Origin of the sequence: Sutterella sp. KLE1602 (assembly GCF_001578585.1) — a bacterium.
GTDB classification, from domain to species: Bacteria; Pseudomonadota; Gammaproteobacteria; order Burkholderiales; family Burkholderiaceae_F; genus Sutterella; species Sutterella wadsworthensis_A.
In genome coordinates, this window is the sequence record NZ_KQ968496.1 from 15,322 (window position 1) to 31,512 (window position 16,191).

Below are 16,191 nucleotides of genomic sequence, written 5' to 3' on the forward strand. Positions count from 1 at the left end.
TCTCTTACTCCGCGGGAGCGATGACTTCCGCAGGAATCGGAAGTTCTATCCAGTCGCTGGTGAGCGTCCAGTCGCTACTGCCCGTGTTGACGACCTGCATCGGCTTGGGAAGCTTGTCCGTGTCCAGATAGAAGCGCAGTTCGGCCGCGTAGTCCTCCGCATTGCGCACGGCGTTCGAGGGACCGACGCGCCAGCGCCTGATGTTCTTGATGTAGGGCAGGGCCTGTTCAAGCGTGTCGAAGGAGAGCGAAAGCCCGTTGTAGGAGAGGCGGTAACGGCGCGTGAGCGGATCGAACGCCAGACGGATCATGAAGCGGCAGCGGATCGTGGCCTTGTCGATCCAGTACCACCGCTCCTTGTAGAGCCTGAATTCGTGAACGAAATAGAGCGCAATGCCCCTGTGAAGCGCCTCGGAGAGCGCCTGAGGCAGGTCAAACTCAAAGGAGGAGCTCAGGAAGAGGCCCGACCGCTCGCCAGGTTCGTCAAGCGTGAGCGCGGCGCGCATGAAGGTCGCGTCGGCCGCCCGCGCCTCGGGCGCGGTCATGGACGAAGCGCCGAGCGCCGCGAGCAGCGCAAGTTTCAGGGTCTGGCGTCGGGTCGCTTTGTACATGTCAGGCTTGCTTTTCCAAAAGGGCATAGAAGAAGCCGTCATGCACGGTGGGCAGCTGGGCGTCGGAGCGCCATTCTCCCGATTCCTCGGGCAGAAGAGTCAGCATGCCGTCATTGCCTGCAAACAGGGGGACGAGACGGGCGTCGGGCGTTGCGGCCAGGAATGCCTTCATCTGTCCCGTGCCTTCTTCGGGGAAGATCGAGCACGTGGCGTAGAGCATCCTGCCGCCCTTGCGGAGCAGGGGCCAGAGCGTCTTGAGGAGCCTCTTCTGTTCTGAGGCGAGCTTCTTGATGTCGTCGGGGCGACGGAGCCACGGCGTGTCGGGCTGGCGGCGCACCACGCCGCTTGCCGTGCACGGCGCGTCAAGCAGAATGGCGTCGAAGGGCTTGCCGTCCCACCAGCTTGCCGTGTCGCCGGCGTCAGCCGTTCGAATGTCGGCCTTGAGTTTGAGTCGGTCGAGAGTCTCGCGAACCTTGACGGCTCGGGCGGGATCGATCTCCAGCGCAGTCATGGCGCAGTCCGCGCGCTCGAGAATGTGGGCGGTCTTGCCGCCGGGAGCCGAGCAGGCGTCCAGCACCCGGTCGCCCGCCTTCACGGGCAACAGATGCGCAGCAAGCTGCGTTCCTGCATCTTGAACGGAACTCAGCCCGTCGGCAAAGCCGGGAATGCGGTCGACGGGGACGGGCGTGACGAGTTCGATGGCCTCGGGGCCGACTCGGCGGGCTTCAAGCCCTGCGGCCTTCAGCCGGTCAAGATAGTCTTCGACGGTCATGAGGCGGACGTTGACGCGCAGCGTCATCGGAGGATGACGCGTGCCCAGCTCCAGAATGCGGTCCGCATCCTTTGGATAAATCGTGCGGATGCGGCCAATCCACCAAGCGGGAGCATTGAAGCGGACCTCGTCGCGGGAGGCGATCTTCTTTTCCAGTTCATCCTTCTCGCGCAGATAGCGGCGGAGCACGGCGTTGATGAAGCCTGAGGCGGCACGGGTCTGCGGGTTCGCCTTGGCCGCCGTGACCGTTTCGGACACGACGGTGAAGACTGCGAGCCTGCCGAGCGAGAAGGCGGCGAAGGCGGTCTCGAGCACGGAGAGCACCTCGGCCGAGGGCTGGCGGCTGCAAAGCAGTCCGACGAGTGCGGTCGTTCTCGCGCAGCGGCGCACGCTCTCATAGATGAGCGCCTGTGCGGCGGGACGGCTTTCCAGCGGGACGTTGAGAAGCGCAGGTCGGATGACGGAGTTGAGCGAGGCGCCTGCGCGCAGCTGCGTGCGTGCGGAGGCGACGGCGCTCACGATTTTGGAAAAAGGCGCCTGCTTGTGCGGCGCGGACGCGGCGATGCTCACTTGACGACCTCACCAACGGTAAAGGGCAGGCTCTGAAGGAAGGGACCGAAGGCCATCTTGGGCTTGCCGGGCTTCTGCAGAACCGTGGCGCGAAGAGCGCCTTCGCCGCAGGCGATCACAAGACCATTCGTCGTGTCGAGCACTTCGCCGGGATGACCAGAGAGCTCGAGCGCTTCGGCCTGCCAGATCTTGACGGGGACGCCGTCCTTGTCGAATACAGTTCCCGGGAAGGGATTGAATGCGCGAACCTTGTTGGCGAGGACTTTTGCGGGAAGGGTCCAGTCGATGACGGCTTCCGTCTTCAGAAGCTTCTCGGCATAGGTGACGCCTTCCTCGGGCTGGGGCGTCCAGTCGAGTTCGTCCGGCGTCCTGAGGGATTCGACGAGGAGCTCTGCGCCGAGTTCGGCCAGGCGCATCATGAGCGTGTCGGAGGTGTCCTCCTGCGTGATGGGCGTGCGCACGGTGCGGATCATCGGACCCGTGTCAAGGCCCAGCTCCATCTTCATGAGCACGACGCCGCTTTCCGCATCTCCGGACTCGATGGCGCGCGCAACGGGCGCGGCGCCGCGCCAGCGGGGCAGAAGGCTGCCGTGGATGTTGATGGCGCGGATGTCGCCGTTGCGGCCGATGCCCTTGGCGCAGTCGAGAACAGCCTGCGGAAGAATGAGGCCGTATGCGGCCACGACGAGCAGGTCGGCGCCGACGGCCTTGAGGTCCGCGTGAATGCGGGCGGACTCTTCGGGTGCCTTCTTCAGGCTCAGCGTGACCGGCGTGATGACGGGAATGCCGTGCTCAAGGGCGAGCTTCTTGACGGGCGAGGGAGTGAGCTTCATGCCGCGGCCGCTCGGGCGGTCGGGCTGCGAGAGAACGAGGGCGATCTCGTGTCCCGCGTCAATGAGGTGCTTGAGCGCGACGGCCGCGAAGTCGGGCGTGCCTGCAAAAATGATCTTCATACGTTTGGACTCCGGCGACGCTGGATGGGGAGCGTTTTCAAGTGTCAAAATACAATGATGGTACTAGTGTACGGTACTTTAGGCAGAGAGGCGCAAAGAGAGAAACGACGTGGACGCACTTTATTACAACGGATTCAAGCTGGCCTACCGGCGCTATGGCGCCTCGGATGCGCCCGCCGTCGTGCTGATCATGGGCCTTGGCATGTCGAGCGCCGCTTGGCCGACAAGCCTCATCGCACACCTTGTGCGGGAAGGCTTTCAGGTCATCACGCCCGACAACCGCGACTGCGGGGAGAGCTCCCGCTGCACGGACATGAAGGCGGACGGAAGAAACGTGGCCTCAGCCGTGGCGCAGGCGCTTCTGCGCCGAAAGGTGACGAGCGCCTACGCGCTTGAGGACATGGCGCTCGACGTGGAGCGCCTCCTCAATCACCTGTCGATACGCAGGGCGCACATCGTCGGCATCTCCATGGGCGGCATGATCGCACAGGTGGCGGCCGTGCAATCCCCCAATCGCGTGGCATCGCTCACGTCGATCGCCTCCGCTTCGGGCAACCCGAGAACGGGATTCGGTCGTCTCAATGCGGTCTGGACTCTTCTGAGAAAGCCCGACAATCTGAATACGGAGGAAGGACTGAGGGATTACTTCGCCCGCGTGTTCACCACCCTTTCAGGGCCGGCGTACAAGCCGTCGGGCGAGGAACTCGAGAGCATGCTGGGCATGCTGGGGAGCCTGCACTACGATCCTGACGGAACGGCGCGGCAGCTGCTGGCCATTCTGGCGAGTGGGGACAGGTCCTGGCAGCTCAGGCGTCTGGCGGCGCCCTCGCTGATCATTCACGGCACGGCGGATCCGCTTCTGCCGCTTGCGGCAGGCAGGGAGACCGCAGATCTGATTCCCAACGCACGCTTCGAGGTGATCGAGGGCATGGGGCATCAGCTCCCCGAGGCTCTGGTGCCCGAACTTGGCGCGCTCATCGCGGAGCACTGCCACAGGCATCCTGCCTGACGCGGCCTGCGCCGCTCAGGCTCAGGCCTGCTTGTCGTTCTTGCGAAGCTTGCGCAACTTCGTCTTGGCGCGGTCCTTCTTGAGGCGGCTGAGATGGTCGATGAAGACCGTGCCGTCAAGGTGGTCAAGCTCATGCTGCAGGCAAACGGCGAGAAGGCCGGTGGCCTCGATTTCGAAAGGTTTGCCGTCAAGGTCTTGGGCGCACACGGTGACGCCATCGGGGCGGCTCACCTTTTCATAAAGTCCCTTGAGGGAAAGGCAGCCTTCTTCGAATTCGGCAAGCTCCTCCGTGTGGGACTTGATGTAGGGATTGACGAGGACGAGAAGGTTGTTCTTCTCGTCGGTGATGTCGATGACCACGATGCGCTTGAGGCTGCCCACCTGATTGGCCGCGAGCCCGACGCCGGGGGCCGCATACATGGTTTCGGCCATGTCGGCGGCAAGCTTGCGGAGCTCGTCGTTGAACTCGGTGACGGGCTCGGCCTTGGCAGCCAGAACGGGATCGGGATATTGGATAATGGGCAGAAGAGCCACGAGACGCTCCTAGAAAGAGTTGAACTTGTAAAACCGTCTATTTTAGATCAGAACTGCCGTCCGGACTCAAGAGGGCGGGCGGATTCACCACGGGAAGGGACATGACGCCTGAAACGGGCCGCGAGGCCGAATGTTGGATCAAGCTTTCTCTGCTTACTGTGCTTTCGGTGCCTGAGATCCTCAGGCTCCTGCAGCAGACGGGCGGCGTCGAGGCGCTTTTCGACGCCTCGTCGGGAACCCTGACGAAGCTTGCCGGCGAGACGGCGGCGCGCGAGATCCGCGAGGTTAATTCGAGCGGAGAGGCGGAACGCATCCTGTCGTGGCTGTCCGAAACGAAGGGAGTCGGCTTCATCACGCTGGCCGATCCCCGCTATCCCCGCCTCATGATCGAGGCGGGCGCCGCGCCCGTGCTTCTCTGGTACCGCGGTGACGCGGGCCTTCTCGCCAAGCCCGTGCTTACGGTGGGCGGCAGCACGCACCCCGACAGGGAGGCTCTGTACAATGCGGAGGTTTTCGGCGAGGCGCTCGGAACCCGCAACGAGCTTCTGCTCTCGACGGGGCACTTTCCCGGAACGGAGACGGTGTTTCTCGCAAGCGTGCTCCGCACAGGCGGCAGGGCGCTCGTCTGGCAGCCCTGCGGACCCGACAGGGTCTGGCCGTCCGAGGGACGAGATCTTCTCCACGAGCTTCTGGACAAGGGAGGCCTCATCATGACCGCCGTTGCGCCGGGGTTCGGATTCTCGCCCGAGGGGCGGGAGCTGCAGACGTGTTGCCGCATGGCCTCCGCGCAGGCGCTTCTGGCGCTCAATGCAGGCACGGGCTCCCATCTCTTCAGCCTCGCGAGAACGGCGGCCGACTGGGGCAGGGACGTCATGGCCGTGCCGGGGTCCATCCACTCTCCCTTCGCCAGGGGATGTCACAGGCTGATCCGTCAGGGAGCGAGGCTTGTCGAGTCTTCGGACGACATTCTTGCCGAGCTGCGTCTGGCAGGGAGTTGAGTCCGGCTGCCTGTAGTTGGTACGCTATGAATATTTGCACGAGGGCATTCCCTGCGGCGTCTGTTGCATAATGATGTCCAACGCAGGCGCATGCCGCCATTCATTTGTTTTCAGTTTGCTGTGCCCGCCGGTTCCACGATAACTGCGGTCATGGAGATGCATCGTATGTCCTTATCTCTTGTCATTGCTGAGAAGCCTTCCGTTGCAGGCGATATTGCGCGAGCTCTCGGGGGCTTCACGCGCGACGGCGACTTCTGGGTCCGTGACGACATGGTGATCGGCTCCGCCGTCGGTCATCTGCTCGAAATTACTGCGCCCGAAGAGTTTGATGTCAAGCGCGGCCGCTGGACCTTCAAGAACCTTCCCGTGTTGCCGCCCTACTTCGATCTCAAGCCGATCAAGAAGTCCGAAGAGAAGCTCAAGGCTTTGTCGAAGAAGATCCGAAGCCGTGCCGTGACCGAAGTCATCAACGCATGCGACGCGGGACGCGAGGGTGAACTGATCTTCCGCTACATCATGCAGTCCTGCGGCAGCAAGAAGCCCGTCAAGCGTCTCTGGCTCCAGTCCATGACGAAGAACGCCATTCAGGAGGGCTTCCGTCATCTGCGCACCGATGATGAGATGAAGCCCCTTGAGGCCGCCGCCCGCTGCCGATCCGAAGCCGACTGGCTTGTCGGCATCAACGGCACGCGCGCCATGACCGCCTTTAACTCCAAGGAAGGCGGCTTCTTCCTGACGACCGTCGGCCGTGTTCAGACGCCGACGCTCGCGATCGTCGTCAAGCGTGAGGAGGAGATCAATGCCTTCGTGCCCAAGGGCTACTGGGAGGTTTCCGCCGTGTTCGGCGTCTCCGCGGGCGAATACGAGGGCATCTGGATCGACCCGAACTTCCGCAAGGACAAGGATGATCCCGACCGCAAGGCCGAGCGCCTCTGGACGGAGGACGAGGCCCGCAGGATTGCCGCGGCCTGCCGCAACGGCATGGGCAAGATCGAGGAGACCTCGAAGCGTTCCCGTCAGCTTTCGCCCCTGCTCTTCGACCTGACGAGCCTGCAGCGCGAGGCCAACAGCCGCTTCGGCTATTCCGCCAAGACGACGCTTTCCATCGCGCAGGCGCTCTATGAAAAGCACAAGGTTCTCACCTATCCGCGAACCGACGCCCGCGCGCTTCCCGAAGACTACATGCCGACCGTGCGCGACACGCTCAACGCACTGGGCGGCCTCACGGACTACGCAGCCTTCTCGTCCAAGATCCTGACGCAGAACTGGGTTCGTCCGGACAAGCGCATCTTCGACAACACGAAGATCAGCGACCACTTCGCCATCATTCCGACGGGGCAGCTTCCGAAGACTCTCAATGAGGTCGAGCAGAAGATCTTCGATCTGGTCGTGCGCCGCTTTCTGGCCGTCTTCTATCCTGCGGCCGAGTATGACGTGACGGTCCGCATCACGACCGTCGGCGCCCACCAGTTCAAGACCGAGGGCAAGGTGCTTGCCGAGCCCGGCTGGCTCGAAGTGGCCGGCAAGGGCCGTACCCAGCGCGAGGCGCTTACTCCCGTCAAGCCCGGCGAACCGGCCGCCGTGAAGGACGTCGTCGTTTCCACCATGCAGACCAAGGCTCCCGCCCGCTACACGGAAGCCACGCTCCTGAGCGCTATGGAGACCGCAGGCAAGAAGCTTGAGGACGACGAACTGCGCGGCGCCATGGCCGACAAGGGCCTGGGCACACCTGCCACCCGCGCCTCGATCATCGAGGGCCTGATTGAGCAGAAGTACATGCGCCGTGAGGAGCGCGATCTGCATCCGATGGCTAAGGCCTTCCAGCTCATCACGCTGCTCAAGGGGCTCAAGATCGCCGAACTGAGCGAGCCGCGCCTCACCGCCGAGTGGGAGCAAAAGCTGCGCCTCATCGAGGAGGGCAAGTTCCAGAGCGACGAGTTCATGCGCGAGATCCGACGCCTGACGGAGAATGTCGTCAACATGGCCAAGCAGTACGAGGGCAACAGCGTGCCGCTTGAAAATCCGCGCCGCATTGAGGCGCCCTGTCCGCAGTGCGGCGGCGAGATCGTCGAAAACTACCGCCGCTTCGCCTGCACGACGCCCGGCTGCGAGTTCTCGATTGCCAAGCATCCTTCGGGCCGCATGCTCGAACAGGCTGAGGTTGAAGAGCTCCTCAACACGGGGCGCGTGGGACCGCTTTCCGGCTTCATCAGCAAGCGCGGCTTCCCGTTTGAGGCCGAACTGATTCTCAAAAAGGACGAGACCGACGGCCTCTGGAAGATGCAGTTCGACTTCGGCGAGGAGGAAAAGGCCGAGGTGACGGACGAGGAGATCGAAAGCGCTCCCGTCGTCGGCGTCTGCCCGTGCTGCGGCGCCCGCGTGCTTGAAATGCCCGCAGCCTACCAGTGCGAGAAGAACATTCGCGGCGAAAAGAAGTGCACGTTCCGCATCAGCAAGACCATCCTTTCCCGCGACATCACGTCCGAGGAGGTCACGGAACTCCTTGCCAACAAGCGCACGCAGTTGCTCTCGGGCTTCATCTCGAAGAAGAGCAAGCGCGCCTTCAAGGCCTTCCTCATCGTGAAGGGCAACGGCAGCATCGCGTTTGAGTTCCAGCCGAGCAAGAAGGACGCCGAGGCGACCGAATCCGGCGAGGAGAACTCCGAGGCCAAGCCCCGCAAGACGACCCGTAGGACGACCAAAAAGAAGACGGCGGCCGAATAAGTCCGGACCCGTCTGAAGAAAAAGAAAGAGGAGCCCCGATCAGGGCTCCTCTTTCTTTTCAGGCGGAACGAATGGCGCCTCAGTCGGCCTTGGCAGGCTCTTCCGCGTCGGCGACGGGCGCGGGGCGCTTGTTGCGTGTCACGAGGATCTGGTCGATCTTGTTGTTGTCGACGTCGATCACCTCGAAGGTGTAGCCAGCCCAGACGACCTTGTCGGTCCTCTTGGGGATCTTGCGCAGCATGTACATCATGAAGCCCGCGACCGTCTCGTAGGTCGTGTCCTCGGGGAACTCGTCGATGTCGAGCGCATGCTCGAGGTCGTCGATCGGCGTGGAGCCGTCGACAAGCCACGTGCCGTCCTCACGCTCGACGATCTGAAGTTCGTCAGCGTTGACGACGAGCTCGCCCATCACGGTGCTCATCACGTCGTTGATCGTGATGACGCCGACGACCAGGGCGTACTCGTTGAGAATGACGGCGAAGTCGGCGCGGGAGCGCTGGAAGACGTCGAGCACTTCGGAAAGCGTCAGGCTGTCCGGAATGAAGGGGCAGGTCTGGACGACGCCGGGCTCCTTGAAGGAGATCGGCTTGTTGTTGAGGACCTGTCGCAGGATGTGCATGCTGTCGACGTAGCCGATGATGTGGTCGAGGTCCTTGTCGCAGATGAGGAAGCGGTTGTACGGGACGGAGGAGATCTTGACGCGTACCTCCTCCTCGGGGTCGTCGAGCGTGAAGAAGACGATGTTCTCGCGCGGCGTCATGGCCGAGGGCACGAGGCGGCTTTCAAGGTCGAACACGTTCTGGATGACGGCTTCCTCCTGCGGAGCAAGCACGCCGGCGGCCGTGGCGGCGCCGACGCTCGCGAGAATGTCCTCGGACGTGATTGTGTCCTGACGCTTCGTCGAGAAGCCGAGCGAGCGCATCAGCGCGTCGGAGAACTTTTCAAGCACGAAGACGAGCGGGCGCAGGAGCTTGATCATGACGAAGGTCGGACGGACGACGGTCATGGCCGTTTCCTCGGGCTTGGCGACGGCAAGGCGCTTCGGGAGCAGGTCCGCGAAGATCACGAAGAGAAGCGTGGCGAGTACGAAGGAGATGACGAAGTCGACGCCGTGAATCTGTTCGGGGGTGAACACGAACGAGAGGCACCACTTGAAGAACGGCGAGAAGGCGGCTTCGCCGACGACGCCGCCGAGAAGGGCGAGGGCGTTCGTGCCGATCTGGATGGCGGAGAAGAACTGGCCGGGATGTTCCTGCAGGTCGAGGACGAGTCGGGCGCGGCGGTCGCCGTCGTCCGCAAGTACGTTGAGTCTGGAGCGGCGGGCGGAGGCGAGGGAGATTTCAGCGCAACTCAGAAAGGCGCTGAGACAGACGAGGATGAAAAGGGAAAACAGCTCTGTGTAAACGGACATAAGTCGGAGCGGGAGTTTGAAGAGTCTGCCATTGTAACACGAGGATTTGCCAAACCCTGTGCTTTACAGGCTTTTTGTGAGCGAACGCGTGATTTGGCGACATTTTGAGATGCGTTTCTAGGCAGAACGAAATAGGTGGGTTGTTCATGATTCGATGTGGGACAAATTTTGCTTGGCGTTTGCAGGAGTGTCTGTAAACTTAAGGTCATTGACGCCCGAAGCCCTGCCGCGACTTTCCCTCGAAGTGCCGGGACACAGGCAGAACAACTCGATCCCGAAAGGAAGGAACTCGAAATGAAGATGAAGCTTTTGTTCGTTGCAGCACTGCTTGCCGCAGGTGCCGTTGCCATGCCTGCCGTCGCTGGCGTCACGCTTGACAACGTCAAGAAGCGCGGCCACGTGCTCTGCGGCGTCAACACGTCCGCTCCGGGCTTTTCCAGCGCCGACAGCCAGGGCAAGTGGCGCGGCCTCGACGTCAACATCTGCCGCTCCGTGGCCGCCGCCGTTCTCGGCGACGCCGACAAGGTCAAGTACGTTCCGCTCAGCTCTCCGCAACGCTTCACCGCCCTGCAGTCCGGCGAAATCGACGTGCTCGCCCGCAACACCACTTGGACGATGACGCGCGACGCCAGCCAGGGTTCCGTATTCGTGGCCGTGTCCTACTATGACGGCCAGGGCTTCATCGTTCCGAAGGAATTCGGCATCAAGACCGCCAAGGAGCTTGACGGCGCCACGGTCTGCGTCCAGTCCGGCACGTCCTCCGAAAAGACGCTGGCCGACTACTTCAACTCCCACAAGATGAGCTACAAGACGGTGGTGTTCGACACGACCGAAGCCACTCAGTCCGCCTTCCTGTCTGGCCGCTGCCAGGTCTACACGACCGACATGTCCGACCTCGCAGGCATGCGTACGCTCGCTCAGGATCCGTCCAAGTACGAGATTCTTTCCGAAGTGATCTCCAAGGAGCCTCTCGGCCCGGCCGTCCGCCGCGGTGACGACGAATGGTTCCAGATCGTCCGCTGGTCCTTCAACACGATGGTCGAGGCCGAAGAACTCGGCATCACGAAGGCCAATGCCGACGAACTGCGCAAGACGAGCGCCAATCCGAACCTCCAGCGCCTGCTTGGTCAGAGCGACGACATGGGTAAGCTGATCGGTCTCGACAAGGAATGGTCGTACCGTATCATTAAGCAGGTCGGCAACTACGGCGAGTCCTGGACCGAGTTCTTCGGTCCGAAGACACCGCTCAACCTGCCCCGCGGTCTGAACCGCTTGTGGACGGACGGCGGCCTGATGTACGCTATGCCGATCCGCTGATCCGCATCCTCGGCTGCCGACCGGCAGCCCGTTGTTTAGTACAGAAGGCTCCAGAGGACGCTCTGGGGCCTTTTGTCAGTCAAAAAAAATCATGCTATCCAGGGAATCTTTTGGTATCTACGGCGACGCTGCTTGGAAGGAGCGCGAGAAGGCCAGAAAGCGCCGCGAATATACGATTCAGGCCGTGCTGATCCTCATCCTCGTGGGCTTCCTTGCCGCCGTCTCGATGAACGTGGCGGACAATCTTGCAGAACGCCACATCAACAGCGGCTTTGCCTTCCTCGGCAATCCCGCCGGATTCGACATCGGTGAGGCGCTGATCCCATTCACCAATACGGATCACATGTCCAGAGCCTTCCTGGTGGGCATGCTCAACACGATCAAGGTCTCCGCAGTCTCCATCATCGCGGCGACCGTGCTCGGCGTCGTCGTGGGCCTCATGCGCCTCTCGCGCCATCCGATGCTCCGCTTTCTGGGCACGGCGCACGTCGAGTTCTACCGCAACATTCCGCTTCTGGTCCTGCTCCTTGCCGTCTATCTAGCCGTGACGGAACTCCTGCCTGCCGGCCGCACGGCCCTGCACGTGGGGGACTGGGTCTTCCTCTCGAAGAGCGGCCTTCAGTACGCATCCCCCCTGATGGGCGGATGGGCCATGTGGATCGCCGCAGGTGCGGGCGCCGCATGCGGCTTCGCATCGGCCTTCTTCGCCCGCAGACGCATGACGGGACTGATGGCCAACACGACCGGCATTGCCGTGTTCGCAGGCGTCTTCATCGTCGCCTGGGTGCTCTGCGGCGTCGTCTCGGGATGGGATCATCCCGTGCAGACGCGCTTCGCGCTCAGGGGCGGCAGCCAGATCTCTCCTGAATTCCTCGCGCTCTCGCTCGGCCTCACGCTCTTCACGTCGGCCTCCATTGCGGAGATCGTCCGCGCAGGCGTTCTGGCCGTCAAGGCAGGCCAGTGGGACGCAGGGCTTGCGCTCGGCATGACGATGACCGAGACCGTGAGCTACGTGATCTTCCCGCAGTCCATGCGACTGGTGATTCCGCCGCTTGCAAGCCAGTACATGAACCTCACCAAGAATTCGTCCCTTGCGGTGATGGTCGGCTATCCCGACCTCGTCAACATCGGCAACACCGTGATCAACGTGAGCGCTCAGGCGCTTGAGGTCATCTGCATCATCATGGCCGTCTACCTGACGCTCAATCTCGTCATCTCGGTTGTGATGAATGCGCTCAACGCCCGCATCATGCGGGCCCCGCAGTAAGGAGGCCGGCATGATCACCGAAAGTTCGTTCAGCGGCTCCCTTTCCCAGCGCATCCGCCGCCGTTACTTCTATTCGCCCATGGCGTCCCTGTTCACCGTCGTCGTATCGGCCGTCATTGCGTTCATAGTCGGCAAGCTCGTGCTCTGGGGGCTCGTCAACGCCGTCTGGACGCCGGACGTGCAGGCCTGCGGCCAGAGCAGCGGCGCCTGCTGGGGCTTCGTCGCCGAGAAGTGGCGCCTCATCATCTTCGGACGCTATCCGTACCACCTTCAGTGGCGTGCCGCCGCTGCAACGGGGATTGTGCTTGCCATGCTTGTGGTGAGCTCCTTTCCGTTCATGTGGCGCAAGCCCTATCTGCGCACGCTCGGCATGCTCTGGAGCGCCGCCGTCGTCTTCTTCTTCATTCTGATGCTCGGCGGCGTGTTCGGGCTTGAGAGCATCTCCACCGACATGTGGGGCGGCCTGCCGCTTACGATTGTGCTTACGCTGGTGGGCATGGGAGCATCCGTGCCGCTCGGCATTCTGCTCGCGCTCGGGCGACGCAGCAAGATGCCGGCCGTTGCCTCCGTGTCCACGGGCTACATCGAGCTCGTGCGCGGGGTGCCGCTCATTACGGTGCTTTTCGTTGCCGCCTTCATCTTCCCGCTTCTCCTGCCTGCAGGCGTTCGCATTGATCCGTTCTGGCGCATCTCCGTCGCCATTGCGCTCTTTCAGGCGGCCTACATGGCGGAGATCGTTCGCGGCGGCCTTCAGACGATTCCCCGCAGCCAGTTCGACGCGGCCGCCTCGCTCGGCCTTTCCCAGCGACAGGTCTATACGGCGGTGATCCTGCCGCAGGCGCTCGTGGCCATCATTCCGGCCTTCGTCAACAGCCTGCTCTCGTGCTTCATGGACACGTCTCTGGTGACGGTCGTCTCGATGTACGACCTGACGGGCAGCCTGCGCCTCGCTCTGGGCGACGCGCTCTGGCGCGGCTACTTCATTGAGGGCTATGTCTTCATCGCCCTCGTGTACTTCTTCTTCAGCTTCATCGTGTCGCGATACAGCCAGTGGCTCGAAGTCTATCTGACGGGCGAAAAGGACCGCGGACACGCCGCCGAGTGATCCCCGGCGAAACCGGAAAATCAAAAAACAAAGGCAGACAGCATGCGCAAGGTACATGAACACATCATCCAAATCCCGCCGTTCGTGACGCGGGACCAGCTCTGGAACGGTCTTGAGAAGGCCGCCCGTCATCCCGACAGGTTTGTTGAGCACATGGAGGGCTGCGAGCTCCTCAGCGAGAGGCTCATTGAGGGGGCGAGGCATCTTGGCCGGGAGGTGAGCTTCGGCGGCGGCTTCCGCCTTCGCGACAAGGTGATCCTCAGGGAGGGCGAGTCGGTGACGACCGTGGTCGAGGCAGGGGAGTCCTGGCCCGCATCCACCTTTCTCATGAAGATCGAGGAGCCCGAGGCGGGCAGCCTTTTCGTGCGCTTCATCTATGAAGCCGATGAACCCGAAGAGGCGCTCAACCCGATGATCGAACAGCTGCGCCGTCAGGCCTATGAGGCCAAGGACAGGGCCCTGATCGAGCAGGTCCTCAAGAACATTCCGCAGGGCGAACTCTCCTAAAATTGTGAGATCCGCTTCCCGGGGACGCCGCGGCGTCCCCGTTGTTTTGCATGGAAAGCCATGACCACGACTGAACAGATAATTTTCGAGATCATCGCCGCCGACATTCAGGCGCGTCCCGCTCAGGTTGCGGCGGCCGTCGGCCTGCTTGACGACGGCTGCACGGTGCCCTTCGTCGCTCGCTACCGCAAGGAAGTGACGGGCGGCCTCGACGACACGCAGCTTCGACTTCTCGAGGAACGCCTTGGTTATCTGCGCGAGCTTGAAAAGCGTCGCGAGGTGATTCTCGGCAGCATTCGCGACCAGGGCAAGCTCACGCCCGAGCTTGAGGCGAAGATCGTCGCCGCGGACACGAAGCAGGGACTCGAGGACCTTTATCTCCCTTACCGTCCGAAGCGCCGCACGCTTGCCGCCATTGCGCGTGAGGCGGGGCTCGAGCCGCTGGCGCTCAAGCTTTTCGAGAACCCCGGACTGGATCCCGAAACCGAGGCTGTCGCTTTCGTCAGCCCCGAGAAGAATGTTCCCGACGTCAAGGCTGCGCTCAACGGCGCCCGCGACATCCTTGCCGAGAAGATGAGCGAGGACTCCGTGCTGCTCGCCGACATGCGCGCCTGGCTTTGGAATGAGGGCGCCATGACGAGCCGTGTCGTCGAAGGGATGGAAGAGACGGGCGCCAAGTTCCGCGACTACTTCGACTATCGCGAGCCGATTGCCAGAATGCCGTCTCACAGGGCGCTCGCCGCCTTCCGAGGTCAGGCGGAGGGCGTTCTCACGCTGGGTCTCGAAGTTGACGCAGAGCGTCCCGACCAGCCTGTGGAGCGCACGGCCGCCTACTTCAACGTGGGAACCCAGAGGCGTCCGGCCGACGCCTGGCTCTGGCAGTGCTGCCGCTGGACCTGGCGCGTCAAGCTCCGCGCCAGTCTCGAGGCCGAGGTTTTTGACAGGCTGCGCGAGGCTGCCGAGGGCGCGGCCATCGACGTCTTCGGCACCAATCTGCGCGATCTGCTTCTTGCGGCGCCTGCAGGCCACAAGCGCGTGCTTGGGCTTGACCCCGGCATTCGCACGGGCGTCAAGACGGCTGCGATCGACGAGACGGGCAAGCTGCTTGCGACGGCGGTTGTATTCCCGTTCGGCTCCAATGAGCGTCGTTCGGATGCGGTTGCAACGATTGCACGACTCATCCGCCAGCACCGGCTCACGCTTGTCTCAATCGGCAACGGCACGGCAAGCCGCGAGACGGTCGAGTTCGTCGAGGAGGTCAAGCGTCTTCATCCGGGGCTTGACTTCACGCACGTGGTCGTGAGCGAGGCGGGAGCGTCCGTCTATTCGGCTTCCGAGCTCGCTGCGGCCGAGTTCCCTGATCTTGACGTGAGCTACCGCGGCGCCGTCTCCATCGCGCGCCGTCTGCAGGATCCGCTCGCGGAACTCGTCAAGATCGAGCCCAAGGCGATCGGCGTGGGTCAGTATCAGCACGACGTTGACCAACAGAAGCTGGCGCATCGCCTCGACGCGGTCGTCGAGGACTGCGTCAACGCCGTCGGCGTCGACGTCAATACGGCCAGCTCCGCGCTTCTGTGCCGCGTTGCCGGCCTTTCGCCCGCACGCGCCAACGCCATTGTCAGCTTCCGCAGCGCCAACGGCGCCTTCCGCACCCGTCGCGATCTTCTGGCCGTGCCCAGGCTGGGCGCCAAGACCTTCGAGCAGGCGGCGGGCTTCCTTCGCATTCCCGACGGCGACGATCCGCTTGACGCCTCCGCCGTGCATCCCGAGGCCTATCCCGTTGTGCTTCGCATCCTGAAGAAGACGGGGCTGGACATCAAGGCGCTGATCGGCAATGCGGCGGTGCTTCGTTCGCTCCATGCCCGCGACTTCGTGGACGAACACTTCGGCATTCCGACCGTGACGGACATTCTTGGCGAACTTCTGAAGCCCGGTCGTGATCCCCGTCCCGAATTCCGCACGGCGAAGTTCGCCGACGGCATCAAGGAGATGAAGGACCTGCAGCCCGGCATGGTGCTCGAGGGAGTGGTGACCAACGTGGCCGCCTTCGGCGCCTTCGTGGACGTCGGCGTGCATCAGGACGGTCTTGTGCACATCTCTCATCTAGCCGATCGGCGCGTGTCCGATCCGCGTGATGTGGTGAAGGTGGGCGACATCGTCAAGGTCAGGGTTCTCGAGGTGGACCTTGCACGCCAGCGCATCAGCCTCAGCATGCGCAGCGAGGGGGCGCGCAGGCAGGCGCCCGCAGCCCGTCGGGACACGCGCTCCGCCGCGCCATCGCAGGGCGCCATGGCCGCTGCGTTTGCCAAGCTCCGCAGGTAGAGGTTCTGGCCGCAATTCGGCTGAAGCATCCTCTGCTCTCTGTTAAAATGATCGGCTTTTCCGTCGAACAGTTCGGCGGAAGAGCCGATTTT

General features: G+C 62.9%; 13 protein-coding genes. 8 read left to right on the top strand and 5 right to left on the bottom strand.

The features are described 5' to 3' along the window. Nucleotides 1-4 precede the first annotated feature (4 nt). The 3 genes from HMPREF3036_RS01840 to fmt are packed head-to-tail and all read right to left on the bottom strand — an operon-like array spanning nt 5 to nt 2,905. The gene (locus tag HMPREF3036_RS01840) at nt 5-610 is read right to left on the bottom strand and encodes a DUF4390 domain-containing protein (RefSeq protein ID WP_005434095.1); all 606 of its coding nucleotides are present in this window, start codon (nt 608-610) and stop codon (nt 5-7) included. 1 nt (nt 611) lies between these two features. Next, nucleotides 612-1,952 (bottom strand): 16S rRNA (cytosine(967)-C(5))-methyltransferase RsmB, encoded by a 1,341-nt coding sequence (rsmB, locus tag HMPREF3036_RS01845; protein ID WP_062331095.1) that lies wholly within the window; start codon nt 1,950-1,952, stop codon nt 612-614. After that, the gene (gene fmt / locus HMPREF3036_RS01850) at nt 1,949-2,905 is read right to left on the bottom strand and encodes a methionyl-tRNA formyltransferase (protein ID WP_005434093.1); all 957 of its coding nucleotides are present in this window, start codon (nt 2,903-2,905) and stop codon (nt 1,949-1,951) included. Before fmt ends, rsmB begins: the two co-directional genes overlap by 4 nt. Nucleotides 2,906-3,014: 109 nt before the next feature. On the opposite strand from fmt, the gene HMPREF3036_RS01855 reads away from it, so the two are divergent. Continuing rightward, nucleotides 3,015-3,914 carry an alpha/beta fold hydrolase gene (locus tag HMPREF3036_RS01855; protein ID WP_005434092.1) on the top strand — a complete coding sequence of 300 codons (900 nt, stop codon included), beginning with the start codon at nt 3,015-3,017 and terminating at the stop codon, nt 3,912-3,914. Between the two features lie 21 nt (nt 3,915-3,935). On the opposite strand, the gene def is transcribed toward HMPREF3036_RS01855, so the two are convergent. Beyond that, on the bottom strand, nt 3,936-4,448 hold the full coding sequence (gene def, locus HMPREF3036_RS01860; protein WP_005434091.1) for a peptide deformylase: 513 nt from the start codon (nt 4,446-4,448) through the stop codon (nt 3,936-3,938). A 101-nt stretch (nt 4,449-4,549) separates the two neighbouring features. On the opposite strand from def, the gene HMPREF3036_RS01865 reads away from it, so the two are divergent. Both HMPREF3036_RS01865 and HMPREF3036_RS01870 read left to right on the top strand, forming a co-directional pair. Next, nucleotides 4,550-5,446: a DNA-processing protein DprA gene (locus HMPREF3036_RS01865; RefSeq protein WP_005434090.1), complete on the top strand. Its 897-nt coding sequence runs from the start codon at nt 4,550-4,552 to the stop codon at nt 5,444-5,446. 165 nt (nt 5,447-5,611) lie between these two features. Continuing rightward, entirely contained in the window at nt 5,612-8,170 is a 2,559-nt protein-coding gene (locus HMPREF3036_RS01870; protein WP_005434089.1) for a DNA topoisomerase III, read from the top strand. Nucleotides 8,171-8,249: 79 nt separating this feature from the next. Here HMPREF3036_RS01870 and HMPREF3036_RS01875 read toward each other — a convergent pair whose 3' ends face one another. After that, nucleotides 8,250-9,581 (bottom strand): polyamine export protein PaeA, encoded by a 1,332-nt coding sequence (locus HMPREF3036_RS01875; protein WP_005434088.1) that lies wholly within the window; start codon nt 9,579-9,581, stop codon nt 8,250-8,252. A 294-nt stretch (nt 9,582-9,875) separates the two neighbouring features. On the opposite strand from HMPREF3036_RS01875, the gene HMPREF3036_RS01880 reads away from it, so the two are divergent. From HMPREF3036_RS01880 to HMPREF3036_RS01900, 5 genes are all read left to right on the top strand, one after another. Beyond that, entirely contained in the window at nt 9,876-10,898 is a 1,023-nt protein-coding gene (locus tag HMPREF3036_RS01880; RefSeq protein ID WP_005434087.1) for an amino acid ABC transporter substrate-binding protein, read from the top strand. Between the two features lie 91 nt (nt 10,899-10,989). Beyond that, complete coding sequence (locus tag HMPREF3036_RS01885; protein WP_005434086.1) at nt 10,990-12,165, top strand: amino acid ABC transporter permease; 1,176 nt, start codon at nt 10,990-10,992, stop codon at nt 12,163-12,165. Nucleotides 12,166-12,175: 10 nt separating this feature from the next. Continuing rightward, nucleotides 12,176-13,270, top strand: a complete 1,095-nt coding sequence (locus tag HMPREF3036_RS01890; RefSeq protein ID WP_062331097.1) for an amino acid ABC transporter permease — start codon at nt 12,176-12,178, stop codon at nt 13,268-13,270. A gap of 42 nt (nt 13,271-13,312) precedes the next feature. Next, a complete protein-coding gene (locus HMPREF3036_RS01895) occupies nt 13,313-13,777 on the top strand; it encodes an AtaL-like protein (RefSeq protein ID WP_062331099.1) in 465 nt (154 codons plus the stop codon). Nucleotides 13,778-13,837: 60 nt separating this feature from the next. After that, the gene (locus tag HMPREF3036_RS01900) at nt 13,838-16,099 is read left to right on the top strand and encodes a Tex family protein (protein ID WP_005434083.1); all 2,262 of its coding nucleotides are present in this window, start codon (nt 13,838-13,840) and stop codon (nt 16,097-16,099) included. Nucleotides 16,100-16,191 lie beyond the last annotated feature (92 nt).

Bases quoted from the DNA above. Each gene is read 5' to 3' on its own strand.
- HMPREF3036_RS01900 (WP_005434083.1), top strand. From the start codon at position 13,838: ATGACCACGACTGAACAGATAATTTTCGAGATCATCGCCGCCGACATT.
- HMPREF3036_RS01840 (WP_005434095.1), bottom strand. From the start codon at position 610: ATGTACAAAGCGACCCGACGCCAGACCCTGAAACTTGCGCTGCTCGCG.
- HMPREF3036_RS01870 (WP_005434089.1), top strand. From the start codon at position 5,612: ATGTCCTTATCTCTTGTCATTGCTGAGAAGCCTTCCGTTGCAGGCGAT.
- fmt (WP_005434093.1), bottom strand. From the start codon at position 2,905: ATGAAGATCATTTTTGCAGGCACGCCCGACTTCGCGGCCGTCGCGCTC.
- HMPREF3036_RS01885 (WP_005434086.1), top strand. From the start codon at position 10,990: ATGCTATCCAGGGAATCTTTTGGTATCTACGGCGACGCTGCTTGGAAG.
- HMPREF3036_RS01890 (WP_062331097.1), top strand. From the start codon at position 12,176: ATGATCACCGAAAGTTCGTTCAGCGGCTCCCTTTCCCAGCGCATCCGC.
- HMPREF3036_RS01875 (WP_005434088.1), bottom strand. From the start codon at position 9,581: ATGTCCGTTTACACAGAGCTGTTTTCCCTTTTCATCCTCGTCTGTCTC.
- HMPREF3036_RS01895 (WP_062331099.1), top strand. From the start codon at position 13,313: ATGCGCAAGGTACATGAACACATCATCCAAATCCCGCCGTTCGTGACG.
- HMPREF3036_RS01880 (WP_005434087.1), top strand. From the start codon at position 9,876: ATGAAGATGAAGCTTTTGTTCGTTGCAGCACTGCTTGCCGCAGGTGCC.
- HMPREF3036_RS01865 (WP_005434090.1), top strand. From the start codon at position 4,550: ATGACGCCTGAAACGGGCCGCGAGGCCGAATGTTGGATCAAGCTTTCT.